The organism is Ensifer sp. Root558, assembly GCF_001427045.1.
GTDB lineage: Bacteria > Pseudomonadota > Alphaproteobacteria > Rhizobiales > Rhizobiaceae > Ensifer > Ensifer adhaerens.
The window spans coordinates 479,111-505,263 of record NZ_LMGC01000023.1; the positions used below are offsets into that span (position 1 = coordinate 479,111).

The following is a 26,153-nucleotide window of genomic DNA, read 5'->3' on the forward strand; positions in this document are numbered from 1 at the left end:
ATAATAGTTGTTTGTCCGCAGAATCTCGCGCAGATCGTGTAAAAGACCTGCGCGCGGCACCTATTCGGTCGCGGACCGGATGATGTTGCAAAGGCCTTCCTGCACCACCTGCTTGGTGGCCACCTGCCCCACCTGAATATCAAACATCGCATCAACCCGCGTGCCTGAACCGCGCTTGCGGGCGACGACTCGCAATGTCTGCAGCCGCCCGGAGCCTGCCGTATCCTGGTAAGCTTCGATGGTTCCGAGTGCCTTGTTGATCTCGATCCCGGAAAAGCCTTCCGCCGCGACGCCCCGCGCCATCCGCTGCAGAGCGGTCTCGGGCTTCAGCTTCGGGAACTCCTGCCAGGTCTTATAGAAAACAGGCGTCACCAGCGGAACGCCGCTCGCCTTGAAATTCTTCTCGCAGCTCTGCGCCGCCGCCACCGAATGGCCGGCCACCAGCAGAACCGTCGCAATGGATAGATGCTTGATCGACATTCCCGTTCCCCGTCGTCCGTGATTGAATGGCGGGAACCTAGAGGCTTCGCCCGCATGCCGACAGAGCAACCCCGTTGCGAATACACCTCTATTCGACCAACGGCTTTTAAGCGGCGACGAACGGCATTTGCGCAGACATTAAGGCACCGGAGTGCAGCGTCGCGAATAGCCATCTCAAACAACCCCAAACCGGTTGCGTCACAAAAGTGTGCAGCACTGGTTGTGAATCCACCAGCGAGGCTCTAAAGCTGCCTCAAAGGCTCCCTGTAACAGGATTGCGCTCATGAAGCTGGTGACCGGTAACTCCAACCGCGCCCTTGCCGAAGCCATTGCCAGATATCTCAATCTTCCCCTCACGGACTGTACGGTCGGGCGCTTCGCCGACCAGGAAGTCAACGTTCAACTTCACGAGAACGTGCGCGGCGAGGATGTCTATATCCTCCAGTCGACCAGTGCTCCTGCCGACGGCAACCTCATGGAACTGTTGATCCTGACCGATGCGCTGCGCCGTTCGTCTGCGCGCCGGATCACCGCCGTCATCCCCTATTTCGGCTATGCCCGTCAGGACCGCCGCGCCACCGGCCGCACACCGATTTCGGCGAAGCTGGTCGCCAACATGATCGCCGGCGCGGGTGTTAATCGCGTTATGACGCTCGATCTGCATACAGACCAGATTCAGGGCTTTTTCGATATCCCGACCGACAACCTTTATTCGGCGCCGGTGACGACCCGCGACATCAAAGAGCGCTACGACGTCGGGAATCTCATGATCGTTTCGCCTGACGTCGGCGGCGTGGCGCGGGCTCGCGGCATCGCCAAGCGCATTGGCACCGATCTTGCGATCGTCGACAAGAGGCGCCCCCGCGCCGGCGTGTCGGAGGTCATGAACATCATTGGTGACGTCTTCGGGAAGACCTGCCTCTTGATCGACGACATCATCGATAGCGGCGGGACCTTGATCAATGCGGCTGACGCCTTGCTGGAAGCGGGCGCCAGAGAGGTCTCGGCATACATCACCCACGGCGTGCTTTCCGAGGGGGCTTGCGAGCGTATTGGCGCCAGCAACCTCAGGGAACTGGTGCTGACCGATTCCATTCAAGACACCGAAGCGCAACGCCAGACCGCCAACATCCGCCGCGTCACCGTCGCGCCGCTGCTCGGAGAAGCCCTTGCCCGAACCGCGCGAGAGCAAAGCGTTTCAAGCCTTTTCGACTGAACCACGCGAACAGTGCAAAGCCGTTTCGATTGAGCCAGGCGGCGTTTGCCGGTGAGAAAAGAACGTAATCCGCCCGCTCATCCGAAAAGACCACAGCGTCACGCGGCGCAAGATACAAATGCATTATAGAAGTGATGATTGAAGCAGTCCGCAGTCGATCCGCGCTTTGGCGCATATTTCGGGAAAGATCGGCTAAGCGGTTGATTTGGCTGGTCGGAGTGGCAAGATTCGAACTTGCGACCCCCACGTCCCGAACGTGGTGCGCTACCAGACTGCGCTACACTCCGTGACCAGCGGCGCCTCTATAGAACAGGCATTTTGATTTCACAAGCGCCTATCTCGAAAAACATTGCGCCTTTTCCAAAAAAATCGTGACGGTGGAAAACGTAGGCGCAAAATGGCCCTGGTCAGCACCAACGGCGCCCCGGAGATGCGCGTGATAGGGACTTTCTGCAACGCTTCATAATTTCCTGGAACCGGAACCGCTGCGTGCATTTCCTTTCGTCTCTTTTGGCGCTAGAGGCTCAACGGAAAGCGCGGAAAGCCAGGGGATACGGGCTTCCGTGCCATGCCGATTTCAGAACGAGAGCCAAAGGGGCAGAAACATGAACTTCCGCATGATGACGGTGGCGGGCCTCGCGCTCGTGCTCGCCGGCTGCACGACGACCGGGACGGGGATTTCCAGGAACGCAGTCGAAGCCCGTTGGCTCGGCCAGCCGGCCGGCGGCTTCTTCGCCCAGTACGGTCCGCCGATCTCCGACGTCGAAAGCGGCAGCTCCACGGTCTATAGCTGGAAGGGCGGCTACAAGACCCGCAAGATCCCGGCGCAGTACGAAACCACCAAGGACGGCAAGCGCGGCAAGCGCATTTCCTCGGCGCGCACCGAGTATCTGAGCTGCGCGGTGCAACTGACCGTCTCGTCCGACTACGTCATCCGCTCGATCCACATTGCCGGCGACCGCAAGCGTGCCGAAGGCCCGAGCTGGTGCGAAGAGTTCCTCGGCGCCCCGGCCCAGACCAAGCCGGCGGCAACCGCAGGCTAAACCAACAAACAAAAAACCCGCCGGTGAAAATCGGCGGGTTTTTTCTAGGGGATTGCGTCGAACTCAGCCGGCGCTGTTGTCCTCGACGGGCGCGTCGGGACCGTTCTTCTTGATCGAGTCGATGGCGTTCTGCGCGCTGGCCTTGGTCTTGTAGCCCTCGGTCGAGAACATCACTTCGCTGTTGTACTTGAAGCGAACACGGAACTCGCCAGCCTTGTCTTTGTAGATTTCGAATTTGTGAGCCATCTTCTCCCTCACACATGTTGGAATCAACGAAACTAGCGTGTCAGTTGCAAGATGACTTGACAAGAGTGCATGCAAATCCGGCGCGCGCGATCGCCCGCCCAATGGATCAACTGCCTGGAAAAATGTGGCTGGGGCGCCAGGATTCGAACCTGGGAATGCCGGTACCAAAAACCGGTGCCTTACCGCTTGGCGACGCCCCAACGGATTGACGGGACAATACGTCCGCCAAATCGAGCGCCTGATTATCAAAGCTCGCCGCCCGTCACAATCACTAAGTTGGCACTAAGTTGAATTTTCGGCGGATTTGTTGGCGACGACGCCGAAGGGCGCTCGCCGTGGGTACCGGATGTACCCTTCCCTTCGCTGACCGCACCTCCTATTGTCCCGGCAGATGGAGAATTTCATGAGCCAGTTTCGCGCCCGCCCCCCTGCCGTTCCAACCGTACTCGTCGACGACACGGTCGTCAGGATCACCCGTTGGGATTTCGAGCCCGGCGCCGACACCGGTCACCATGTGCACGGGCTCGGCTATGTGGTGGTGCCGATGACCGACTGCCAGTTCCTGCTCGAGGAAGAGGCGGGCAGCCGGCGGGTCGATATCGCCAAGGGTGCCGCCTACCGCCGTGAGGCGGGCATGGCGCACAACGTCGTCAATGCCGGCAAAGAGCCGATGTCGTTCATCGAGATCGAATACAAGTGAAATCCAGGAAGAGACGCATGCAGGGCCCGGACTTCGATCTCGATTTCAAGCCGGCCCATGGCGAGGCCGTGATGGTTGCGGACGATGTGCAGCGCATCACGGTCAACAATCCCGGCCCTTTCACCTTTCACGGAACCAACAGCTATATCGTCGGAAGACGTTCCGTTGCCGTCATCGATCCCGGCCCCGATGACGAGGCGCATTTCCAGGCGCTGATGGCGGCGCTCGCCGGCCGTGAGGTCACCCATATCGCCGTCAGCCACACGCATCGCGACCACTCGCCGCTGGCGCGCCGGCTGAAGGCTGCCACAGGTGCGGTGATCGTCGGCGAAGGCCCGCATCGCTCCGCCCGTCCCTTGCATGCGGGCGAGAGCAATCCTTTCGCCGAGAGTTCCGACATGGAGTTCGTCCCCGATCTCGGGCTTGCCGACGGCGGGCGCATCGAGGGCGACGGCTGGAGCCTGACGGGGCTTGCCACGCCCGGCCATACGGCCAACCACATGGCCTTCGCGCTCGATGGCACCGGCATTCTCTTTTCCGCCGACCACGTCATGGCCTGGGCGACGACGATCGTCGCGCCGCCCGATGGCGCCATGGCCGATTACATGGCCTCGCTCGAAAAGCTGCTTTCCCGCGACGAGCATCTCTACCTGCCCGGCCATGGCGGACCTGTGATCGAGCCTGCCTCCTTCCTTCGCGGCCTGCGCGCCCACCGCAAGATGCGCGAGCGTGCCGTGCTCGAACGCATCCGCGCCGGCGACAGCCATATCCCTGACATGGTCAAGGTCATCTATGCGTCCACCGACGTGCGGCTGCATGGGGCGGCGGCACTTTCGGTGCTCGCCCATCTCGAAGACCTGATCGAACAGGGACGGATCGAAACCGATGGCCCGCCCTCGCTTCTCGGCGCCTACCGGCTGGCGCCCGGCGGAGCGGGCTGATCATGCGGCGCGAGGCCTACAGCTATCGCAATGATGCTTCGGTGCCCGCCTTTGCCGACGACAAGCCGGTGATCGTCTTCGACGGCGAATGCATCTTTTGTTCCGGCTGGGTGCGCTTTCTGCTTCGCCACGACCGACGGGCGCAATATCGCTATTTGACAGCACAGTCGCCGCTTGGCCAGGCGCTCTACCGGCACTACGGGCTCGATACCTTCCATTTTGAGAGCAACATGCTGATCGAGGACGGCATCGCCCGCATCAAATCCGACGGATCGATCCGCACGCTTGCGCGGCTGGGTCTGCCGTGGTCGCTCGCCAACATCTGCCGGATCCTGCCCGCTGCCCTTCGCGATCCGCTCTATGATCTCGTGGCGAGAAACCGCTACCGCATCGCCGGCCGCCGCCAGAGCTGCATGGTGCCGACGCCTGAGGAGCGTGGGCGCTTCATCGCATGACGATGGAAGACATGGTCCAAAAACAGAGCCTTTACCGCCAGATCCTCGGCCGGCAATGGAACCACCTGCCCGCGTCGATCCGCGCCCTGCACCACCTGTCAGAGGGGCATGCCACCTTTCGCGGACGTGCGGTCATCGAGCGCGGCAGCTCGATAGGGGCTCGGCTCGTCGCCTCCATGCTCGGCTTTCCCGGTGCAGGCGCTGACGTCCCTGTTGAAATCCACTTCGCATGCAGCAATGGTCGGGAAGTCTGGACCCGACGCTTCGGTGGGAAAGTCCTGCGCAGCTCGCAACGGAAGGCCGAGAGGCGGAACGAACCACTGCTCGCGGAAGATTTCGGACCGTTCCGTGTCCTGTGCGCGCTTGAGCCCGCCGAAAACCGCCTGCATCTCTCGGTTCGCGCCTGGTCCTTTCTTGGCCTTCCGCTTCCTTTACTGCTTGCGCCGGGTGGCCGGACGTTCGAGGAGGATCGTGACGGCCTGTTTCATTTCCACGTGGAGGTCGCAAGCCCGTCGACCAGCCTGATCGTGCGTTATCGCGGCTGGCTACGGCCAGCGGGCGAGCCGACAGCCGACTTGGGTGGTCGCAAAGCCCTCGTAGACGAATGACGTTTTCTGGCGGGCACTCCGCCGATCAGTCGCCGGCAATGCCCAACAGCTCGGCATCGAGCGCCCGCAGGAATTGATCGGCGAAGGCGGCGCCCATGCCGAGATCATGAGGCCCGTAACGCGAGGCGACGCGCAGGTCGACGAAGGTGGTCTCCGCCTCTTCGCGCAGCCGGATCAATACATCGAAACGAAAACCCGCGATCAGCGTGCGCCACTCGCCCTGCAGCACGACATCGCTGGCGCGGCGCCCTGCAATCGCGCCTTCGAGAGCCATCTCCGGGCGCGCCGCCGGAACGGGTACATTTTCCGGTTCGGCGTTCGTATCCGCGCCCGCATTCGGCCGTACTGCCAGATCCTCCAGATCGGCGCGGGCGTTCTCGACACCAAGTTCTTCGGTGATGCCGACGCGGCTCTGTTCGATGACGTTGCGCACCCCCTGATAGACGCGGTCGAGTGCGCCATCGTAGCGCCGGCCGGTCAGAGCCGGATAGGCGAGGATCTGCGCTTCACGGTCCTGAGGCGTTACCGCCGCCTTGCGCTTCAGCCAGCTCTCTTCCGCCTGCGGCACCTTGAGCCACGGCGGCGGCGTCACCGTATCCGTGCTGACGTCGTAGATTTCCGGGCGGGTGAGATACTGGACGACGCCATAGCCGATAAAACCGAGCGTCGGCGCGGCGTAGACAAGCGCCGCAGCAGACGCCAGGCCACCAATCGCCGCAACCTGCCACAAGCGCGCCAACCCGACGACGGCAAACAGCACGCCCAACAGCGCAAAGGCGCCGGCGAGGCCGACAAGGGCGAGGAAATGCGGTGTCGTCAGCGGACCGAAGCGGTGCGCCAGCAGCGAGAGCGCAAAAAGCAGGAACGAGACACGGGCGAAGCGGCGCGCCCAGTGGGCGGCAAAGGAATAGGGGCGCTCGTACCGGACCATCATATAGTTGAATCAATTCCCTGCCGCGAAACAGACCGCATTCTTAGACCATGCCCCGTGCCGAGGGAACAGGCAATGCGGCAGTCCGCCACCGCGCTCCGGGCCTACCTTACAGTTCGCCGCAAAATCGCCATTCTCGTTAACCACCTATCAACACATGGGAATGTGCCCGCGCGCCCGGGATTCAAAGGGCACGCGGAGTTTCAATCGGAGGCAACGGCCAGCGCGCAACATCAATCGAGGGCGCTCGGCAATCGACGGAGAACCGACATGGGCGCATCGCAAGCAGCCGTGGCCATCGCCACCCCCTCTGCCCTACCGGCCGGAGACGGCGGCATCCCCATGGGGCTCCTTGAGCTCGAACTCTCCCTCGATGGTTTCTCCGGCAACAATGCCGATTTCACCAGCTTCGTCCGCACGGTTGCTGACAACGTCGGCGGTGAGTTTCTGTTTGCCCTGCCCGCTTCTGATCTGATCGAAGACTGCCGCAGCATTGCCGTGCTCCGTCTGGCTGATGCCGGAGGCGACGCTTCGATCCTGTTTGCCTGCCTCGACGAACAAGGCCGAGCCGTCCGTATCGAACATCCGAGCGACACCACGCGCGACCTCGAGCGCTTCGCCGAATCCTTTGTCGGCGTGCTCGAACGCATGTAGCACTGCAGGCCTCTCACAGGGACAACTCCAACCACATCCCTGGGCGAGGCAGCAAGCGACGGTGAATGCGTTTTGGCAGCGGATTACGCGCAATCGGACCATCGCGCAGGGATCACACCCCGACACCCCTCCGGAACAGGCTCACACACACACACGTCAACGACGGGTGTGAGGTGCCCTCGCCTACAACCGCGACATGGCACAGAATTGGCATCGTTCGTTTCGATTCTCGATACAAGTCCCTATATTGATTGTGATTCGAGGCGTTGAGTGGTGTGCCGCTCGATTGCTCACGGCGAGACGCAGACCGGTACGGCCTCACACGACCCGGTTGCGCCCAGGAGGCGCGAGAACCATGATGAAACGACTGTCCATCCTTATCGCAGCCGCGCTTCTCTTGACGGCATGCCAGACGATGACGCCGGAGGAACGGCGCATCGCCGACGGCAACACCTGCGCGTCCTACGGCTTCCGCCGCGGCACCGATGCGTTTGCCACCTGCCTGCAGCGGATCGAGCTCGACCGCCGCGCCGAATCGCGCGCCTTCCGCTACCAGAACGACATGATGATGTGGGGCTGGGACCGGCCGGTCATCGTCTCACGACCGGTAATCGTCCAGGCCAGGTGAAGCGGATCATGCCGAGCCAACGCCGCTTGGGCGGCGTTGGCGATAGACGTTACCCCTTGCCGTTGATCGCGGCCTGGGCCGCGGCGAGCCGGGCGATCGGCACGCGGAAGGGTGAACAGGAGACGTAGTCGAGGCCGGCGTCCTCGCAGAAGCGGATCGAGGCCGGGTCGCCGCCGTGTTCGCCGCAGATACCGAGTTTCAGACCGTTCTTGGTGCGACGACCACGCTCGGCTGCGATCTGGATCAGTTCGCCGACGCCGTCGAAATCGAGCGAGACAAAGGGGTCCTGCTCGATGATGCCCTTCTGCTGGTAGGTCGCCAGGAACTGCGAGGCGTCGTCGCGCGAGATGCCGAAGGTCGTCTGCGTCAGGTCGTTGGTGCCGAAGGAGAAGAAGTCGGCCGCTTCGGCGATGACGCCGGCGCGCAGGGCTGCACGCGGCAATTCGATCATGGTACCGACGAGATAGTCGATGTCGATACCCGCCTCACCGATCACCTCCTTGGCGACCGCATCGATGCGCGCCTTGACGTAATCGAGCTCTGCCTTGAGGCCGACAAGCGGCACCATGATTTCGGGAACGACGGCCGCTCCGGTCTCGTGCGCCGCTTCAACGGCGGCTTCGAAGATGGCACGCGCCTGCATCTCGGCGATCTCCGGATAGGAGATGGCCAGCCGGCAACCACGGTGGCCGAGCATCGGATTGAATTCGTGCAGTTCATCGACGCGCTGGCGCAGTTCCGACGGATCGAGCGAGAGCGCGCCGGCAACGTCGGCGATCTCCTCGTCGGTCTTCGGCAGGAACTCGTGCAGAGGCGGGTCGAGCAGGCGGATCGTTACCGGAAGGCCGTGCATGATCGAGAACAGCTCGGCGAAATCCGAGCGCTGCATCGGCAGAAGCTTGGCGAGCGCTGAACGGCGACCTTCTTCGTCGTTGGCGAGGATCATTTCGCGCATGACATTGATGCGGTCGTCCTCGAAGAACATGTGTTCCGTGCGGCAGAGGCCGATGCCTTCGGCGCCGAAGGAGCGAGCGGCGCGCGCGTCCGCCGGCGTTTCGGCATTGGTCCTGACGGTCATCCGGCGGGTGGCGTCCGCCCAGGCCATGATCTTGCCGAAGTCCCCGGAAAGTTCCGGTTGCAGCATGGCGATCGCGCCCTTCAGCACCTGGCCGGACGAGCCGTCGATGGTGATGACGTCGCCCTTCCTGAGCGTCACGCCTCCGGCGGTCAGCGTTTCGTTGCGAAGGTCGACACGAATGCTGCCGGCGCCGGAAACGCAAGGGGTACCCATGCCGCGGGCAACCACGGCGGCGTGGCTGGTCATGCCGCCGCGGGTCGTCAGAATGCCTTCGGCGGCATGCATGCCGTGGATATCTTCAGGGCTGGTCTCGACGCGGACGAGGATGACCTTGCGGCCTTCCTTGTCGGCCTGCACCGCTTCCTCCGAGGTAAAGACGATCTCGCCCGTCGCAGCCCCCGGCGAGGCCGGAAGGCCCGAGCCGATGATGTCGCGGCGCGCATGCGGATCGATCGTCGGGTGCAGCAGCTGGTCGAGCGAGGCGGGATCGATGCGGGCAACGGCCTCCTGTTCGGAGATCAGCCCCTCCTCCGCCATATCGACCGCGACCTTCAGCGCCGCCTTGGCGGTGCGCTTGCCGGAGCGCGTCTGCAGCATCCAGAGCGTGCCGCGCTCGATGGTGAATTCCAGATCCTGCATATCGCGATAGTGGCGTTCCAGCGTATCGCAGATCGAGCGAAACTCGGCGAAGGCTTCCGGCATCAGCTTTTCGAGCGAGGGCTTGTCGGAGCCGGAGCCAAGGCGCGCCGCTTCGGTAATGTTCTGCGGCGTGCGGATGCCGGCAACGACGTCCTCGCCCTGTGCATTGACCAGAAACTCGCCGTAAAGCTCGTTCTCGCCGGTCGAGGGGTTGCGGGTGAAGGCAACGCCAGTCGCCGACGAATTGCCGAGATTGCCGAAGACCATCGCCTGGACGTTAACGGCGGTGCCCCAGGCGGCGGGGATGGCGTGCAGGTGGCGATAGGTGATCGCCCGCGGGTTCATCCAGCTCGAAAACACGGCGCCGATCGCGCCCCAGAGCTGCACTTCCGGATCCTGCGGAAAGGGTTCGCCCAGCGCTTCCTCGATCGCTTCCTTGTAACGGGCAATGACGCTCTGCCACTCCACCGCCGAAAGCTCGGTATCCTGCTCATGGCCGAGGCGCGCCTTTTCGTCCTCGAGGATTTCCTCGAATACGTCGTGGTCGACGCCCATGACGACGTCGCCATACATCTGGATGAAGCGACGATAGCTGTCCCAGGCAAAGCGGGCATCACCGGCGTCATGGCCAAGCGCATGTACCGACTGATCGTTGAGACCGAGGTTGAGAACCGTGTCCATCATGCCGGGCATGGACGCGCGCGCGCCTGAGCGAACCGAAAGCAGCAGCGGACGGGAGGTGTCGCCGAAGACGCGGCCGGTCACCTCTTCCATCCGGCTGATCCCCTCGCGCACCTGGTCGCGCAGACCATCCGGCATCTGCCTGTCATTGTCGAAGAAGCTGTTGCAGGCATCGGTGATGATCGTCAGGCCCGGCGGAACCGGCAGGCCGAGGTTGCACATCTCGGCAAGGTTGGCGCCCTTGCCACCCAAGCGCTCACGATCACCCGCACGTCCCTCGGCCTTGCCCCCACCGAAGGTGTAAACCCATTTCGTCATGCCTGCTCTCCACCCAGAAACAGTCTTTAATGACGATTTACAGTATATGCTTCAGGCTGAAAATGCACCCGGCGAAGATTTATGCTGCAGCGCATCATTTTCTGTAACATTGCTACACATCGCGCTTGACCTCCCACAAATCGTGTCGGTGGCTTTAAATTGCAGCCGAAATTCCTGAAAAGGCTGCGCCAGGCGGCCCGATCCGACATTGCCCGAAACATAACAATTATCTAATATACAGATGTGCGATGGGGGTGCATCCAGGAATATCCCGTCATGGCAATCCGTTTCCGTCTCGATGGCTCGGAGGGTCGGTCATGAGGTGGCGTGCAAATCTGACAACCTGGCTCCTTTCGGCGGCGCTCATGGTCCTTTTCACCATGGGAAACGCCTTTGCCGAAGGAAACGGCAAGCGGCTGGCGCTCGTCGTCGGCATGAGCAACTACGTGCTCGCTGGAACGCTGCCCAATGCTTCACGCGATGCAGAAGCCTTCAACACTTTTCTCAAGGACCAGGGCTTCGAAACGAACCTCGTGCTCAACGCCGATCGCCGCGGCCTTGCCGGTGCACTTTCAAACTTCTCGCGCAAGATCGGGCCTGACGATACCGCCCTGTTTTACTACGCCGGCCACGGCATGCAGTTGCACGGCGAGAATTTCCTTGTTGGCACCGATGCCAAGCTCGAAAGCGAGTTCGACGTGCCGGCCGAGACCGTGGCACTGTCCGAGATCATCGGCGCGATGGAAAAACGTGCCCGCATCTCGATGGTCTTCCTCGATGCCTGCCGCAACAATCCGCTCGCCGAGCGGCTGACACGCGAAGTCGAAGGTGCGACCCGCGGTGCGGCGACCCGCGGGCTGGCGCCGATCGAAACGCAGGGCGGCGGCACGCTCGTCGCCTTTGCCGCAGCCCCCGGACAGGTCGCCGCCGACGGCACCGACGGGCATTCGCCCTTTACGCGGGCGCTGATCGCCAATCTCTCGGGCGCCGGCCTCGAGGTCGGCACCGCCTTCAAGCGGGTCGTGCGTGACGTGCGCAAGGAGACGCAGGGCAAGCAGCAGCCGCAGATCCTGTCATCCCTGTCGCTAGAGTTCTACTTCGGGCCGGAAACCGCAGCGCCCCAGACGACCCCGGCGGTGCAAACCCCGGCGGTACAGACGGCCATGCCGCAGACTGCGGCGGTTCAGCCGGTGCAGCCGGCACTCACTGTGCCGGCCATGGATCCCGAAGCGCTTGAGGCAGAGAAGGACTTCAAAAAGGCGCTGAAGATCGGAACGGCGCGCATCTGGCACTTCTTCGTCGAAAAACACCGCACCGGCGAATATGCCGACCTCGGACGCCAGGCGCTGGCGCAGATCGAACCCGCCGCCGTGCGCAACCAGTCGCATCTGCCTCAGTCCGTCGAAGCGCGGCTATTGCCGGACAAGGACAAGCGACGAAACGTCCAGGTGGCACTCGCCTCGCGCGGATTTGCGGCGGGCACGGCCGATGGTGTTTTTGGTGGACAGACGCGCGAAGCGATCAAGCGGTTCCAGAGCACCAACCAGCAGCCAGCAAGCGGCTTCATCACAGAGCGCACGGCAGAAGCCCTCGGCATCAAAGTCAACGACAGAGCCGAGGGCATATACAGCTCTCCGAAGGCCCGACGCTATGATGTTGCCAACCTCGAGGGTCTGGAAACCGATCAAACCGTCCTGCGGGCGCTGACCTGCCTGCGCCACTTCGAAACCGTATATGGCGTGTTCGAAGGGCACCTCTATGTCGCAGTGCGGACGGGAATAATTTTGGCCGTTTATGCGCGGGGGATCGCCGGCGGTTGCGGCGCGCACCTCGCGTCGATTTCGTCTCAAGAGGAGAACGCCTTCGTCGCATCGCTTTTCAACGCCGATCAGACCTTTTTCAACACCGGCTACGACCCCTCAGGCAATGTCAGCTACAAGATGGGCCCCTGGATCGGCCTGACGCAGGACCCACAGGGCAAGGAGCCCAGAGGCGGCTGGCGCTGGGACACCGGCGCGCCCCTGACCTACACGAAATGGTTCCAGGACATGCCGAACGAAGGCAAGAAGGGCGACGATATCGGCATGTACTACGCCCATCGCAACGGCAGAGCCGACACGAAATCCGTCTACGTCGATAGCTGGGACGATATGGGGCCAACCGATGGAACGGGCGGTCTGATCCTCGAATTCGAGTGACCGCTTGGGGCAATTCAACACCTGCACGGCTGAGTCAATCATAAGCAGGAGGCAAGGTCATGAACTGGCGTGTGAAGCTGCTATGGCTGGTTCTTTGCGCTCTGATCGTGCCCTTCACCACAGGGAATGCCCCCGCCGAAGGCAATGGCAAACGACTGGCGCTTGTCATCGGCATGAGCAACTATGTGCTTGCTGGAACGCTGCCCAATGCTTCACGCGATGCAGAAGCCTTCAACACCTTTCTCAAGGACCAGGGCTTCGAAACGAACCTCGTGCTCAACGCCGATCGCCGTGGTCTTGCCGGCGCACTTTCAAACTTCTCGCGCAAGATCGGGCCTGACGATACCGCCTTGTTCTACTACGCCGGTCACGGCATGCAGTTGCGCGGCGAGAACTTCCTCGTCGGCACCGACGCACGGCTCGAAAGCGAGTTTGACGTTCCGGCAGAAACCATGCCGCTGTCGGAGATCATGAACGCGCTGGAACAACGCGCGAAAATCTCCCTGATCTTCCTCGACGCCTGCCGCAACAATCCGCTCGCAGACAGACTCAATCGTGACGTGGCGGGCACAAGCCGCGGCGGCGCCACCAGAGGTCTGGCACCGATCGAGACACAGGGCGCCGGCACGCTCGTTGCCTTTGCTGCGGCGCCCGGACAGGTGGCGGCTGACGGAACCGACGGGCATTCGCCCTTCACCCGGGCGCTGATAGCCAACCTCTCCGGCCCAGGGATCGAAATCGGCACCGCCTTCAAGCGCGTGATCCGTGAGGTGCGCTCGGCAACGGGCGGCAAACAGTCGCCGCAGATCCTCTCCTCTCTCGATCTGGAATTCTACCTCGACGGCAGCGCCACGCTTGAAGCGCCTCGACCCTTGAAAGTTGACAACGTCGATATCGCCGCGCTCGACTTCAACAAGGCGATGCGCGTGGACACGGCCAGGACCTGGAAGCGCTTCATCGCCAAACATGGCGAGAGCAGCTACGCCGACGCGGCGCGTCAATCCATTCAGCGGCTCGGCAAAAGCGACGACTTCAGATCATCCCTGGCTGCGATGGCACAGGAACAGAAGATGCTCGATAGCAAGGACAAGCGCGCAGCCGCGCAACAGGCCCTGCAGAGTAAGGGTTTTGACACGGGCGCGACGGACGGCGCCTTCGGTGGCCAGACACGCAGGGCGGTCACGGCATTTCAGGCGGCCCGCGGGCTAAAGCAATCCGGATTTCTCGATCAGGAGACCGGAGCGAGCCTGGGTCTCACCTTTGCCCGCATCGATCAGGACATTCTCTCGGCTACCAGCGCACGTCGCTATGACGCCACCGATCTCGAGGGACTGGAGGACGAACCGGTGATCGCCATGGTGCGGTGTCTTTCGCCTCTACCACTGACCTATGGCACCTTTGCCAGACACCTCTATGCAGCGGTCTATGACGGGCAGCAAGTCGGCTGGCAGGAAGCGAAGGCGATCGTCGAGCGCTGCGGCGGTCACCTTGCCACGATCGATTCCAGCGATGAAAATACGTTCGTCGCCTCACTCGTGAATACGGATGACCGGTTCTTCAGCAGTTCGTTCGAAGGCGGCGAGCACCGGCGGGTCGGGCCATGGCTCGGGCTCTCCAACGAGAACGGCAGTGCCGAAGGGTGGAGATGGACGACGGGCGCTGCCGTCACCTTCGGCAGGTGGTTCAGGCGGCCGCCGGAAAAGGCTGGGGCGGCAACGCTTTACGCAGCCTATCGAGCAAACAAGGTCCCCCTCGCCGCCTACGTCGACACCTGGGAAGCGCGCGACCCATCGCGGCCGGTATCCGGTTTCATCGCCGAATTTGAGTGAATCAGACGACTTCGCGCAGGCGTTCCGCCGTCTGCAGGTCAACGGAGACGAGCTGGGATACGCCCTGCTCGGCCATGGTCACGCCGAACAGGCGGTTCATGCGGGCCATGGTGATCGGGTTGTGGGTGATGATGATGAAGCGTGTCTCGGTCGACGCCGCCATTTCGTCCATCAGGTTGCAGTAGCGCTCGACATTGTGGTCGTCGAGCGGTGCATCCACTTCGTCCAGCACGCAGATTGGCGCGGGATTGGTCAGGAACACGGCGAAGATCAATGCCATCGCCGTCAGCGCCTGCTCGCCGCCGGAAAGCAACGTCATGGTCTGTGGCTTCTTGCCCGGCGGGCGGGCGAGAATTTCAAGGCCGGCCTCCAGTGGATCGTCGCTCTCGATCAGTTGCAGCTCGGCCGTGCCACCCCCGAAGAGGTGGGTGAACAGCCGTTGGAACTGTACGTTGACGACGTCGAATGCGGCGATCAGGCGCTCGCGGCCCTCGCGGTTCAGGTTCTGGATGGCGCTCCTGAGCTTGCGGATCGCCTCGATGACGTCGTCGCGCTCTCTGAGCAGCAGGGCGAGCTTTTCCGAAAGCTCCTTCTGTTCTTCTTCGGCACGCAGGTTGACGGCGCCAAGCCGCTCGCGCTCGATCTTCAGCCGTTCGAGTTCGCGCTCGATGTTGCGCATGTCCGGCAGTGCCTCGTCGACGGCAAGCCCCGTCAATCGCATGACCTCGTGCGGCGCGCAGGAGAGCGCTTCCTGAATGCGGGCCTCGATCTCGACGCGGCGTTCGCGGGCGGAGACCAGCCGCTCTTCGGCGCGGCCGCGCTTTTCGCGCGATTCCGCCAGTTCGGAGAGCGCGGTTGCCGCCAACCGGTCCGCCTCGCGCTGACGGTTTTCAGCCTCGGCAAGCAGATCGGCCGCTTCGCGTCGGGCCGCTTCCGCCTTCTGCAACTCGTTCATCAGCGCCCGGCGCTTGTCCTCGAACTCGTCGGGCGCATCGATCAGCTCTTCGACCTCGTCGCGGGCTTCTGCCTCGCGGTCGCGCAGGGTCGCGATGTGCTCATCGGCGCTCGCCGCGCGCGCCTTCCAGGTCTGTCGTTCATTGGCAATCGCCGCGATGCGCCGCTGACGCGCCTCGTTCTCGCGCGCCAGGCCATCATGCGCAGCACGGGCCTCGGCGACGGCGGCACGATCGGCTGCGACATCGGCCGCCTGGGTGCGCAGCGTCAGTTCCAGTTCGGAGAGATCGGGCGCATCGGCGAGCGCGTCGTTGGCCGTCTCGATCTGCTCGGCCACCTCTTCGACCTGCGCCTCGATCTGGCTGCGCGATTCGGCAAGCACCGCGCGGCGGCGGGCAAGGTCGCCCGAGGCGCGTTCAGCTGCGGCGAGCGCGTCGCGGGCTTCGCCGAGCTGTCGGGTGATCATGCGCTGCGCGTCGCGGGCAAGCCGCAGCCGCTCGTCCTCGGCGCGGATGCGACTGCCCGCAGAGGCAAGTTCGGCCTCCGCGAGGCGCAGCGCCTCAGCGGCGCCGTCGGCCTCGGTATCGAGTTCGGCCAACCGGTTCTTCTGCGCCAGCCGCAATGCGGCAGCACTTGGCGCCTCGGAGCCGGTCACGTGGCCGTCCCAGCGCCAGACGGAGCCCTGCTTGGTGACAAGGCTCTGGCCGGGTTTCAACAGGGGCAGCAGCCGCTCGGCTTCCGCCTCGCTTGCGACGATGCCGATCTGCTTCAGGGCGCGGGTCAGCGCGTCGGGCGCCTTCACATGGGCAATCAGCGGGCTCACGCCTTCCGGCAATCCGTCGTCCCCGACATGATCCCCCGGCGCGCGCCAATGGGCCGGCGCGTCGGTTTCGAGCGGCGAGTCGAGATCGTCGCCAAGGGCCGCGCCCAATGCGGTCTCGAAGCCCCGGTCGACCTTCATCTCCTCGACGACGGCGGGATAGGCGCCACCGGCCACCGCCTCCAGCATGCGCCGGATGGTGCGTGCCTCGGTCTCGATGCCGTTCAGCGTCGCGCGCGTCCGATCGACGGGCTGACGCGCCTCGACCTCCATGCGCCGCGCGTCAGCGAGGCTTTCCTCGATCGCGAGCACATTGCTTTCGGCTTCTTCCAGCGCAGCTTCTGCGACCTCGACCTGACCCTGCTTTTCGTGCGGATCGGGAAGGGCCGCCATCTGGCGGTCGAGTTCGTCGAGATCGCGCGACTGGTCGCCAAGTTGGCGGGCAAGACGTGCCTGGCGCTCCGACAGGTCGCGCAGCGTGCGCTCCAGCTGGTTGCGGCCGGCCTGTGCCTCGGCGCGTTCCGCCGTTAGACGCGCCAATAGCGCCTCGCTGCCGGCGAGCTTTTCGTTTGCGTCTTCGAGGCGCTCACGCGCTTCCGTCGCACGGTCGTCGGCCTCGGCGAGCATGTCGCTGAGTTCGGCTTCCTCTTCGTCGAGACGCGAAAGAATGCCGGCATTGTCGGCGACAAGGCGCTCCTCGCGGGCGATATCCTCGGCAAGCTGCGCCAGCCGGCGCTGCAACTCGTCGCGGCGCCTGAGGATGCGGCCGGCATCCTCTTCGAGCTGTGAGCGGGCAATCTGCAGACGCTGGAGGGCGGCGGCGAACTTCGCTTCGTTTTCGCGCAGCTCCGGCAGCTTCAGGCTGGCGATCGCCTGGTCCTTGGCCGCCTGCATCTGCTGCTGCGCCTTTTCCGCGACCAGCGCAGTCACCTGGTTGAGCTGGCTCGTCGCCTCGCCCTCCGCCTCCTTGGCCTGTACCCAGCGAATATGGAACAGGATCGCCTCGTGCTTGCGGATATCGGCCGAGAGCATTTTGAAGCGGTTGGCCTGGCGCGCTTGGCGCTTGAGGCTCTCGATCTGGCTTTCGAGCTGCGAGGTGACGTCGTCGAGACGCTCGAGATTGGTCTCGGCGGCACGCAGACGCAGCTCCGCTTCGTGGCGGCGAGAGTGCAGGCCGGAGATGCCGGCCGCCTCTTCCAGGAGCTGGCGACGGGCCTGCGGCTTGGCGGCGATCAGTTCGCCGATGCGCCCCTGCCCGACCATCGACGGCGAGCGTGCACCAGTCGACGCGTCGGCGAAGAGAAGCTGTACATCCTTGGCGCGCGCTTCCTTGCCGTTGATGCGGTAGACCGAGCCCTGCTCGCGCTCGATGCGGCGGCTGACCTGGATCTCGTCGCTGTCGTTGAAGGCAGCGGGTGCCGTGCGGTCGCTGTTATCGAGATAGAGGCCGACCTCGGCCGTGTTACGCGCGGGACGATTGCCGGATCCGGAAAAGATCACGTCGTCCATGCCGGAAGCGCGCATGTTCTTGTAGGAGTTCTCCCCCATCACCCAGCGCAAGGCTTCGACGAGGTTCGACTTGCCGCAACCGTTCGGTCCGACGACACCGGTCAATCCGCGCTCGATGATGAATTCGGTCGGTTCGACGAAGGACTTGAAACCGAGCAGGCGAAGCTTGTTGAACTTCATGGAGCGGACGCTGGGGCTACGAGGTCCCCCCCTCTACCATCAGCCCAGACAAGAAAAACGGGCGCACAGCTGCTGCCGTCGCCCGTTTTCAGGAAAAGCGAAGGATCAGAGCTTGCTGTCGATGAGGGCCGACATAACGTCAACCGACATGTCCCCCGAATAGTGCTCGCCATTGACAAAGAAGGTCGGCGTCGACTGAACCCCGAATTCCTTGGCGCCCCGTTGCATAACAGTGTTCACATCATCCAGAAGTTTTTGGTTCGTCAAGCAGGCCTCGAAGCTCTCCTGTGTAAAACCAGCGAGTTTGGACATCTGCAGCAGAGCGTCGCGACCATTCTGGGCTGCGGCCCACTGCTGCTGCTGCTTGAACAGCATCGAGATCATCGGGAAGTACTGGCCTTCCGGAGCGCAGCGCGCCAGCATGAAGGCAGCCGCCGCGCGCGGATCGAACGGGAATTCGCGCAGCACGAAGCGGACCTTGCCGCTGTCGACATACTTGGTCTTGATCGCCTCGAAGGTGTTGTTGTGGAAGGCGGCGCAGTGCGGGCAGGTCATCGACATGTATTCGACGATCGTCACCGGCGCGTTGGCGTCGCCGATCGCCATTTCCGGCAGGGCGCCCGGTTCCATCAGCTTGGCGACGTCGACGGACCCTTCCGACGAGGGGAGCTCGACCTTGACGGGAGCAGCCGTCGTCTGGGCGACTTCGGTGCCGGCAGAGGGCTTGGCTTCGGTGGTGGCCGGGGTCGCGGTCGTCGATGCAGTCGTGGTCGCGTCCGTTGCCGGCTTGGTTTCAGCCTTGGCGGCTTCGGTGGTCGCGGCCGGTGTGGTGGAGGCCGTTTCCTTCTTTTCGTCGCTGCAGGCAGCAAGCACCAGGGCGACAGTTGCGATGGCGGCACCGCTGAGCAGGCGCTTGGTAAGGTTCATTGCGGAAGCGGACATGATTTGACCCGTGTTCGGAGGGAATTGCAGTGCGGATTCGATATCTTGCCCCGCGCAGGGCGGCAAGTGGCGCGGCGTCAACAGAATTCAAAGAATTGTGACCGAGCGATGGCCGCCCAAAAGCGCGTCGCGATCTTTCCGATTCGCTGCTTGCGCTTTAAGCCTCTGGTTTTCGCGTCTCGTAGTCGCGAAAACCGCTGCATAGTTTTGCGCGCCGTGCCTTAGCGGCGCCGGGGATTGAGCACGGCGGTCCCCAGCCGACGCAAGGCGGCCTTCAGCTCCTCGCTTTCGATGCCTTCGACCATGGCCTCGAGCCGCCGGGCGGGTTCGCCCGAAAGCGGCTTGGGCTTGCCACGGTGTTTCGGCTGCTGGGAGACGGGCTTTTGAACGATGCGCAGCTGCCCGATCGCATAGAAGCCGAAGAAGCCGTTGATGCGCTGGATCAATTCGCCCTGAGCGTGGGTCAAAAACAGGGCGCGCGCGCCCTCGCAGGCAACCGTCAGGACGCCCGGCTGATGGCCGCCCTCGCCCATGATCTCGGAGGCCCGGCGCGGCCAGGCGATCTTTTCGGGCCGCGTGCAATCGGCAAAGTCCTCGCCGGCGATTTCGTCCCAGGAGCCGAGCAGCATGGTGTTGATGCCTGCCCGCTTGGCGAGCACCGGGTCGATCAGGCCGTTCGCGACTTCGCTGATCTGGACGACGCCCTTCCGGGTCTTCTGCTCGCTCACGTATGGACTTTCTGTAGGCAATGTCGATTGAGCCTTGATGCCGCGGCTCCGCTTCGCCAAGTATAGGCCGGAAACGGAACTCCCGGCAAATCATGCACGATACGATACCGGCGGCGGACGCCGCACCCCTGCTTTTGGAATGGTACGACAGGCACCATCGCGACCTGCCCTGGCGGGTTTCGCCGCCGATGGCGCGCCGAGGCATCGTCGCCGATCCCTACCATGTCTGGCTTTCCGAAGTGATGCTGCAGCAGACGACGGTGCAGGCGGTAAAAGCCTATTTCGAAAAGTTCCTGTCACTGTGGCCGACCGTCGAGGACCTTGCGCGCGCCGAGAATGAGGACGTGATGAAGGCATGGGCCGGGCTCGGCTATTATGCGCGCGCCCGCAACCTGAAGAAATGCGCCGAGGCCGTCGCGAACGATCATGGCGGCCGCTTTCCCGACACGGAGGATGGGCTGAAGTCCCTTCCCGGCATCGGCGACTATACCGCCGCCGCGATCGCGGCGATCGCCTTCAATCGCAGAAGCGCCGTGCTCGACGGCAATGTCGAGCGGGTGATTTCCCGCCTCTATGCAATCGAAACGCCGCTGCCGGCGGCAAAGCCCGAGATGCGGGCCCGCGTCGCCGCGCTCACCCCTGAGAGCAGGCCGGGTGATTTCGCCCAGGCGATGATGGATCTCGGCGCGACGATCTGCACGCCGAAACGGCCCGCCTGCTCGCTCTGTCCCTTCCGCGCCCACTGTCGCGCGCTTGCCGTCGCAGACCCGGAAACCTTTCCGCGCAAGGCGCAGAAGAAGGACAAACCGCTTCGGCGCGGCGCCGCCTTCGTCGCGATCGACGCCGACAACGCGGTCTATCTGCGCAAGCGGGCCGAGACAGGCCTGCTTGGCGGCATGACCGAAGTGCCCGGCACTGACTGGACATCGCGGCAGGACGGCGACACCTCGCTTGCCTCCCAACCCTTTGCAGCGGCCTGGGAAGATTGCGGCACCATCAGCCACGTGTTCACGCATTTCGAGTTGCGTCTCTCGGTCTACCGCGCCAATGTCGCGCGCGCCGGGACGCAGGGCAACGGCTGGTGGGAGCCGGTTCACTCGCTGAGTGCCCAGGCGCTGCCGACGGTGATGAAGAAGGCGATCGCCCAGGCGATCCCGCATGCCTTCAAGGCGGAACGCTAGCACGGTACGGGGCCACCCGTCCCGCTCCAACTCCGAAAGTTCAAGCAGGGAATACGTTCATGAGCAGCATCGATATCCGCCACATCGTCTTCGACATCGGCAAGGTGCTTATCCACTACGACCCCAACCTGCCCTACAGCCGCATCATCCCCGACGAGGCCGAGCGCGAGTGGTTCTTTGCCAATGTCTGCACCCACGACTGGAATATCGAGCAGGACCGCGGCCGTTCCTGGGAAGAGGCGGAAGCGCTGCTGATCAAGGACTTTCCCGAGCGTGAAGAACAGATCCGCGCCTTCCGCAAATATTGGCAGGAGATGGTGCCGCACGCCTATGTGGAGACGGTGTCGCTCCTGGAGCGACTGATCGCCGAAGGGCGCGACGTGACGATGCTGACCAACTTCGCCTCCGACACGTTCCGCGAGGCGCAGGTCCTTTATCCCTTCCTGACGCTGCCACGCGGCGTCACCGTTTCGGGCGACGTCAAGCTGATCAAGCCCGATATCGCCATCTATGAGACGCACACGCGGACCTTCGATCTCGACCCATCGGCCACCCTCTTCATCGACGACAGCATTCCCAACGTCGAAGCTGCGCGGCTTGCCGGCTGGCATGCGGTGCATTTCGTCGATCCGGAAAAGCTGAAGGCCGATCTCGCCGGCTACGGCATTCATCCGTAGGCTGAACTGCCGATCGACGATGGCTCCTGCTCGTGGCGGCACGATTCCGCCACGAATCATATTTACTACCTGCGATTGCGTAATCGCAGAGGCAATATATGAATAGTTTAGAATTTTCAGTAATTCGAGACGGCGCCGCCAAGGACGCCTTCATCGACGAGCTCTACGCGACGACCGAGGCCAGCTTTCGCGACGAGGTGCCTCCGGAAGAGTTTGGAGAACGGTTTTCAGATACCCGTTTCGTCGTCGCCAGACGCGATGCCAAACTGGCGGGCTGGCTCAGCCTTCGGCCGCCGACTGAAGGCGACAACAAGAGAGCGGCCGATCGAGGCTGGCACGCCATGCCGTCGCACGACCTGCACGACGCCGAAATTCTCGCGCGGCTCTTTCGGCTTGCAGCCGTAGAGGCCGGTTCAGAAGGCATCATCTGGCACTCCCGAAAAACCGCCCTCAACCAGCAGGTCGTCGAAATGACCGGCGCGACCGCGCTTCGGGATCTGTTCAGGACCTGGCAGGCGTCACCCAAGCGCTGGCCGGCCGCAATCGCAAAACCCAAGGACGGTGCCGTCGTTTACGCCGTCCAGGCGACTCTCCCAGAAAATCTCCTCGCAAAGTTCGTGGACTTCCTCACACGCGCGGGGATATCGGACTGCAGTGGAGAAACCTGCTCCACGACCTGGGACGCGGACTCCGTCGCCCAACGTATCGCTGACTGGGATGAGGGCGGGCTGCTGATGCAGTGGCTGGAACATCACGACCTCGTGGTCGCCGAGGCCTACGCCTTTGTCTGGAGCGATGAAATGATGATCCACATCACCGAACACCATGCCCCGTCTTGCGGGCTGATTGCCCTGGTTGCCGCCCTGCTTCAGCGCATACCCGCGGCCTATCCCGATATCAGGGTCGCCACCGTCGAGTTACAGGAAGACGAAAGAGCACGCTTCGAGCCTGTGCTCGCCAGTTGCGGCTTCGAGGATAAGGGCGCCCGAACCCTCTACCACTTGCGCCCACAGGGAACGCCGGCTCTCTAAAGGCGGCGTATCCTCCATTCAACGCGCGGCGGCGGCACGGGTCGCCGCCGCCCATTGTCAGGGCCTGGCCGCGGTGAAGCCCCATGCCAGCCAGGCCGCAATGACTGCGGCCACGAACCAGACACTCAGGATCGCGAGGAGGCCGCTGCGGCTGGACGGGCGTCCTTCCAATGCCGCCGCCCGCTCTCGGAATTCTTCCATCAGCGCTGGCGGCACCAGACGTACGGCCAAGAGGATGCCGAGCGGAACGAGAATAAGATCATCGAGGTAGCCGAGTATCGGAATGAAATCGGGGATCAGGTCGACCGGCGAAAGTGCGTAGGCCGCCACAGTGCCGGCAACGAATTTCGCCGAAAACGGCGTTCGACGATCTCGCGCGGCGAACCAGAGCGCAACGACGTCGCGTTTGATTTGCCGCGCCCATTGCTTCGCGCGCTGGAGACGATCGGGCACGGCCATGCGGATAACACTCTTGTTCGGATGAAGGTTGCTCTGTCCGAACCCTATGAGCGGATGCGAAGATTGGCAATCGACCTCAGGGCCCTAGAGCTCGCTTCAAACGCTCCATCGGATGGCCCAAACATACAAATGCCCGGAATCCTCACATTGAGGATTCCGGGCATTTAAAGCTCTCTTTCCGGGACTGAAGGTACAAAAACCGGTTAGAGCGCTTTTCGAAGGATCCGGCGGAACTGGTTGATCAGTTCAGTTTTGCCAGATCATTTCGAATGACGCTTCTGAGTTCGTCGATGGGCTTCAGGGTGTTCCCCTCTTCGAAGTGCCAGAATGTCCATCCGTTGCAGGCATCAAGCCCCTGGACCTTGGCGCCCAGGCGATGAATTGAACCGGCCTCGCCGCCGGAGGCGACCGTGCCGTCTGCACGAACGATCGCGCTGTAGCGGCGCTTGGCGTCCGTCAGAACCGTGCCGGGCTTGATCAGCCCGCTTTCGATCAGCGTGTTGAAGGCGACGCGCGGCTCAGCCTTCTTGCCGGTCATGACAGAGAGCATCGCCTTGCCGAGCGGTTCGACCGCGTCGATGCGTGCCGATGCCGCGTCGATGTAATCCTGCTCGCGCTCGATGCCGACGAAGTGGCGGCCGAGGCGTTTGGCGACGGCACCGGTCGTGCCGGAACCGAAGAAGGGATCGAGAATGACGTCGCCCGGCTTGGTCGAAGCCATCATGATACGGGCGAGCAGCGCTTCCGGCTTCTGGGTCGGATGCACCTTCTTGCCGTCGTCACCTTTCAGGCGCTCGTGACCGGAGCAGATCGGGAACAGCCAATCGGAGCGCATCTGCACGTCGTCATTGGCCGCCTTCATCGCATCGTAGTTGAAGGTGTAGCCCTTGGCATTGGCGTTCGGCGTCGCCCAGATCAGCGTCTCATGAGCGTTCTGGAACCGGCGGCCCTTGAAATTCGGCATCGGGTTGGTCTTGCGCCAGATGATGTCGTTGAGGATCCAGAAGTGCAGATCCTGCAGGATGGCGCCGACGCGGAAGATGTTGTGGTACGAGCCGATCACCCAAAGGGTGCCGGTCGGCTTCAGCACGCGGCGGCAGGCGAGCAACCAGGCGCGGGTGAAGGCGTCGTAAGCTTCGAACGATGCGAACTGGTCCCATTCGTCGTCGACGGCGTCGACCACCGACTGATCGGGACGGGTCAGCATGCCGCCGAGCTGAAGGTTGTAGGGCGGGTCGGCGAAAACGACGTCGACCGAATTGTCGGGAAGCGCATTGAGCGCGGCAACGCAGTCACCCTTGATGATGCTGTCGAGCCAGCCCAACGGACGGGTGGAACGGGAGACTTCGGCAAGCGAAACAACTGAAGACATGGACAACTCGCAAATACGCTTACTCGGAACGGATCATGGAGCGTATGGTTACCGAAGATGGTTACCAAAGCCTGAAGGCCGTTTCGAAAAAGTGCGTAGTCGCGCTATGTTAGAGAGGTCTTCTGGAGTGGACAGGAAAGGCGGGAACGGGCGTTCACCCGCCTCCCGCCGCCCCGTTCAAGCGTCGCGGACGCCGTTTCACCGGGCATCGTGAAAGGCGCGGCTGTCTGAGGGGGCCTCATGGCGCTCGTTCAGCCCGTAGTCGCGGATCACGGAGGCGATGCGCAGGCGGTAATCGGCAAAGACGCCGTGACGCCCCGCATCCTGGGCGGCACGATGTTCGGCGCCGTTCCGCCAGGCCTTCACCGCCTCCTCGTCGCGCCAGAAAGACAGGGACAACACCTTGTCGGGATTGGCCAGACTCTGGAACCGCTCGATCGAGATGAAGCCATCGATGTCGTCGAGCAGCGGGCGCAGGTCGGCGGCAATGCCGAGATAGGCGTCACGCCGGCCCTCGGCCGGCAGGACTTCGAAGATGACGGCAATCATGTTTCACTTTGCTCCGATGGGCGTCGAGACGTTCTTCAGGAAAATACGATCCTCCTTCAGGATAAACCGCTCGCGGCGGGAGAAGGCATAATTTTCCCGGCCGAGCGGATCGGCGGCAAGCCGGGCGCGATAGGCCTCGTAGGCCGCGAGGCTCTCGATGTTGTAGGCGCCGTAAGCCGTTGTCGCCGACCCCTCATGCGGGCCGAAGTAGCCGATAAGATCGGCGCCGCAGCGCGGGATCGCCTCGCCCCAGTTGCGCGAATAGGTGGCGAACTCCTCCTTTTTGAAGGGATCGATTTCATAGCGGATGAAGCAGGTGATCATCGTCGTCTCCTTGTGGTCGGGCAAGGCGCCAAGCCTTCGATGGAGTGACTATGCCTCCTTGTTCGACGCGGATGCTTCGACTACGATCGAAGTATGAAGGAAGGTCCAGATATCGCTCTCATCGGATCGCTGATCGGCGATCCCGCCCGCGCCAACATGTTGACGGCGCTGATGGGCGGACGTGCGCTGACCGCAACCGAACTTGCGACACATGCCGGCATCACGCTGCAGACCGCCAGTTCCCACCTGTCCAAGCTCGAGGCCGGCGGTCTGCTCAGCCAGCGCAAGCAAGGCCGTCACCGTTATTTTCAGCTGGCAGAAGACGAAGTCGGGCTGATGCTCGAGAACCTGATGGGCTTTGCCGCCAGCCGCGGCATGAACCGGCACCGCCGCGGGCCGAAGGATCCGGCGCTGAGAAAAGCGCGCGTCTGCTACAATCATCTGGCCGGCGACTATGGCGTGCGCATGTATGACAGCCTGATTGCCGAAAAGCAGATCGAAGTCACCGGCGACGACCTGGCGCTGACGCCCGACGGGCAGAACCGGATCGAGGCGCTCGGCATCGACTATTCAGCACTCAAGAAATCCCGCCGCCCGATCTGCCGCACTTGCCTCGACTGGAGCGAGCGCCGCTCGCATCTGGCCGGTTCGCTTGGCGAAGCGTTGCTGACGCTATTCATCGACAAGGGCTGGGCCAAGCGCGAGGCGAACAGCCGCGCCATCCGCTTCACCGCCAATGGCGAGAAGGCTTTCTCCGAGCTGTTTCCGCAGTAGCGGCTGCC

The 26,153-nt window shown here is 63.1% G+C and carries 25 protein-coding genes and 2 tRNA genes; 14 read left to right on the top strand and 13 right to left on the bottom strand.

Going from position 1 to position 26,153, the window contains the following annotated elements:
- Positions 1–60: 60 nt before the first annotated feature.
- Entirely contained in the window at positions 61–474 is a 414-nt protein-coding gene (locus ASD63_RS22170) for a hypothetical protein (RefSeq protein WP_034789415.1), read from the bottom strand.
- Positions 475–763: 289 nt separating this feature from the next.
- On the opposite strand from ASD63_RS22170, the gene ASD63_RS22175 reads away from it, so the two are divergent.
- The gene (locus tag ASD63_RS22175; RefSeq protein WP_034789183.1) at positions 764–1,696 is read left to right on the top strand and encodes a ribose-phosphate pyrophosphokinase; all 933 of its coding nucleotides are present in this window, start codon (positions 764–766) and stop codon (positions 1,694–1,696) included.
- Positions 1,697–1,906: 210 nt separating this feature from the next.
- On the opposite strand, the gene ASD63_RS22180 is transcribed toward ASD63_RS22175, so the two are convergent.
- A tRNA-Pro gene (locus ASD63_RS22180) sits at positions 1,907–1,983 on the bottom strand.
- Positions 1,984–2,301: 318 nt separating this feature from the next.
- Between ASD63_RS22180 and ASD63_RS22185 the strand changes: the two genes are divergently transcribed.
- A complete protein-coding gene (locus ASD63_RS22185; RefSeq protein WP_034801335.1) occupies positions 2,302–2,739 on the top strand; it encodes a hypothetical protein in 438 nt (145 codons plus the stop codon).
- 63 nt (positions 2,740–2,802) lie between these two features.
- Here ASD63_RS22185 and ASD63_RS22190 read toward each other — a convergent pair whose 3' ends face one another.
- Positions 2,803–2,985, bottom strand: a complete 183-nt coding sequence (locus ASD63_RS22190) for a YegP family protein (RefSeq protein WP_034801332.1) — start codon at positions 2,983–2,985, stop codon at positions 2,803–2,805.
- Positions 2,986–3,110: 125 nt separating this feature from the next.
- Positions 3,111–3,185 (bottom strand) — tRNA-Gln (locus ASD63_RS22195).
- Positions 3,186–3,388: 203 nt separating this feature from the next.
- Here ASD63_RS22195 and ASD63_RS22200 point away from each other — a divergent pair.
- From ASD63_RS22200 to ASD63_RS22215, 4 genes are read left to right on the top strand one after another with little or no spacing between them, the layout of a single operon-like run.
- Positions 3,389–3,685, top strand: coding sequence for a cupin domain-containing protein (locus ASD63_RS22200; RefSeq protein ID WP_034801330.1), 297 nt, complete (start codon positions 3,389–3,391; stop codon positions 3,683–3,685).
- Positions 3,686–3,702: 17 nt separating this feature from the next.
- Positions 3,703–4,626: an MBL fold metallo-hydrolase gene (locus ASD63_RS22205; RefSeq protein ID WP_034801327.1), complete on the top strand. Its 924-nt coding sequence runs from the start codon at positions 3,703–3,705 to the stop codon at positions 4,624–4,626.
- Between the two features lie 2 nt (positions 4,627–4,628).
- Entirely contained in the window at positions 4,629–5,081 is a 453-nt protein-coding gene (locus ASD63_RS22210; protein WP_034801324.1) for a thiol-disulfide oxidoreductase DCC family protein, read from the top strand.
- 11 nt (positions 5,082–5,092) lie between these two features.
- On the top strand, positions 5,093–5,689 hold the full coding sequence (locus ASD63_RS22215) for a DUF4166 domain-containing protein (protein WP_162253359.1): 597 nt from the start codon (positions 5,093–5,095) through the stop codon (positions 5,687–5,689).
- A gap of 25 nt (positions 5,690–5,714) precedes the next feature.
- On the opposite strand, the gene ASD63_RS22220 is transcribed toward ASD63_RS22215, so the two are convergent.
- Positions 5,715–6,623 carry a DUF1499 domain-containing protein gene (locus ASD63_RS22220; RefSeq protein ID WP_034801322.1) on the bottom strand — a complete coding sequence of 303 codons (909 nt, stop codon included), beginning with the start codon at positions 6,621–6,623 and terminating at the stop codon, positions 5,715–5,717.
- Between the two features lie 267 nt (positions 6,624–6,890).
- Here ASD63_RS22220 and ASD63_RS22225 point away from each other — a divergent pair, with 267 nt between their 5' ends.
- The gene (locus ASD63_RS22225; protein WP_034801319.1) at positions 6,891–7,274 is read left to right on the top strand and encodes a hypothetical protein; all 384 of its coding nucleotides are present in this window, start codon (positions 6,891–6,893) and stop codon (positions 7,272–7,274) included.
- A 355-nt stretch (positions 7,275–7,629) separates the two neighbouring features.
- Positions 7,630–7,902, top strand: coding sequence for a hypothetical protein (locus ASD63_RS22230; protein WP_034801317.1), 273 nt, complete (start codon positions 7,630–7,632; stop codon positions 7,900–7,902).
- A 49-nt stretch (positions 7,903–7,951) separates the two neighbouring features.
- On the opposite strand, the gene ppdK is transcribed toward ASD63_RS22230, so the two are convergent.
- A complete protein-coding gene (gene ppdK, locus ASD63_RS22235) occupies positions 7,952–10,618 on the bottom strand; it encodes a pyruvate, phosphate dikinase (RefSeq protein ID WP_060529830.1) in 2,667 nt (888 codons plus the stop codon).
- A 317-nt stretch (positions 10,619–10,935) separates the two neighbouring features.
- Here ppdK and ASD63_RS22240 point away from each other — a divergent pair, with 317 nt between their 5' ends.
- Positions 10,936–12,816: a caspase family protein gene (locus ASD63_RS22240; RefSeq protein ID WP_034801311.1), complete on the top strand. Its 1,881-nt coding sequence runs from the start codon at positions 10,936–10,938 to the stop codon at positions 12,814–12,816.
- A gap of 59 nt (positions 12,817–12,875) precedes the next feature.
- Positions 12,876–14,645, top strand: a complete 1,770-nt coding sequence (locus tag ASD63_RS22245; RefSeq protein ID WP_051659577.1) for a caspase family protein — start codon at positions 12,876–12,878, stop codon at positions 14,643–14,645.
- A 1-nt stretch (position 14,646) separates the two neighbouring features.
- On the opposite strand, the gene ASD63_RS22250 is transcribed toward ASD63_RS22245, so the two are convergent.
- The 3 genes from ASD63_RS22250 to ASD63_RS22260 all read right to left on the bottom strand — a co-directional run bounded on the left by ASD63_RS22250 (position 14,647) and on the right by ASD63_RS22260 (position 19,778).
- Entirely contained in the window at positions 14,647–18,108 is a 3,462-nt protein-coding gene (locus ASD63_RS22250) for a chromosome segregation SMC family protein (protein ID WP_034801308.1), read from the bottom strand.
- Between the two features lie 105 nt (positions 18,109–18,213).
- Positions 18,214–19,050 (bottom strand): DsbA family protein, encoded by an 837-nt coding sequence (locus tag ASD63_RS22255; protein WP_034801306.1) that lies wholly within the window; start codon positions 19,048–19,050, stop codon positions 18,214–18,216.
- 221 nt (positions 19,051–19,271) lie between these two features.
- Positions 19,272–19,778: a DUF721 domain-containing protein gene (locus tag ASD63_RS22260; RefSeq protein ID WP_034801304.1), complete on the bottom strand. Its 507-nt coding sequence runs from the start codon at positions 19,776–19,778 to the stop codon at positions 19,272–19,274.
- 89 nt (positions 19,779–19,867) lie between these two features.
- Here ASD63_RS22260 and mutY point away from each other — a divergent pair, with 89 nt between their 5' ends.
- The 3 genes from mutY (at position 19,868) to ASD63_RS22275 (ending at position 22,667) form a co-directional block, all read left to right on the top strand.
- Positions 19,868–20,959, top strand: coding sequence for an A/G-specific adenine glycosylase (gene mutY / locus ASD63_RS22265; protein ID WP_090425594.1), 1,092 nt, complete (start codon positions 19,868–19,870; stop codon positions 20,957–20,959).
- A 59-nt stretch (positions 20,960–21,018) separates the two neighbouring features.
- Positions 21,019–21,636, top strand: coding sequence for an HAD family phosphatase (locus ASD63_RS22270; RefSeq protein WP_034801299.1), 618 nt, complete (start codon positions 21,019–21,021; stop codon positions 21,634–21,636).
- 98 nt (positions 21,637–21,734) lie between these two features.
- Positions 21,735–22,667 (top strand): hypothetical protein, encoded by a 933-nt coding sequence (locus ASD63_RS22275; RefSeq protein ID WP_034801297.1) that lies wholly within the window; start codon positions 21,735–21,737, stop codon positions 22,665–22,667.
- A gap of 57 nt (positions 22,668–22,724) precedes the next feature.
- Here the strand turns inward: ASD63_RS22275 and ASD63_RS22280 are convergent, their stop codons facing one another.
- From ASD63_RS22280 to ASD63_RS22295, 4 genes are all read right to left on the bottom strand, one after another.
- Positions 22,725–23,126, bottom strand: a complete 402-nt coding sequence (locus ASD63_RS22280) for a YkvA family protein (protein ID WP_034801295.1) — start codon at positions 23,124–23,126, stop codon at positions 22,725–22,727.
- Positions 23,127–23,367: 241 nt separating this feature from the next.
- Positions 23,368–24,498 carry a site-specific DNA-methyltransferase gene (locus ASD63_RS22285; protein ID WP_034801293.1) on the bottom strand — a complete coding sequence of 377 codons (1,131 nt, stop codon included), beginning with the start codon at positions 24,496–24,498 and terminating at the stop codon, positions 23,368–23,370.
- Between the two features lie 198 nt (positions 24,499–24,696).
- On the bottom strand, positions 24,697–25,047 hold the full coding sequence (locus ASD63_RS22290; RefSeq protein ID WP_034801289.1) for an antibiotic biosynthesis monooxygenase: 351 nt from the start codon (positions 25,045–25,047) through the stop codon (positions 24,697–24,699).
- A gap of 3 nt (positions 25,048–25,050) precedes the next feature.
- On the bottom strand, positions 25,051–25,371 hold the full coding sequence (locus ASD63_RS22295) for an NIPSNAP family protein (RefSeq protein WP_034801286.1): 321 nt from the start codon (positions 25,369–25,371) through the stop codon (positions 25,051–25,053).
- A gap of 93 nt (positions 25,372–25,464) precedes the next feature.
- Between ASD63_RS22295 and ASD63_RS22300 the strand changes: the two genes are divergently transcribed.
- Complete coding sequence (locus ASD63_RS22300) at positions 25,465–26,145, top strand: winged helix-turn-helix domain-containing protein (RefSeq protein WP_034801284.1); 681 nt, start codon at positions 25,465–25,467, stop codon at positions 26,143–26,145.
- Positions 26,146–26,153 lie beyond the last annotated feature (8 nt).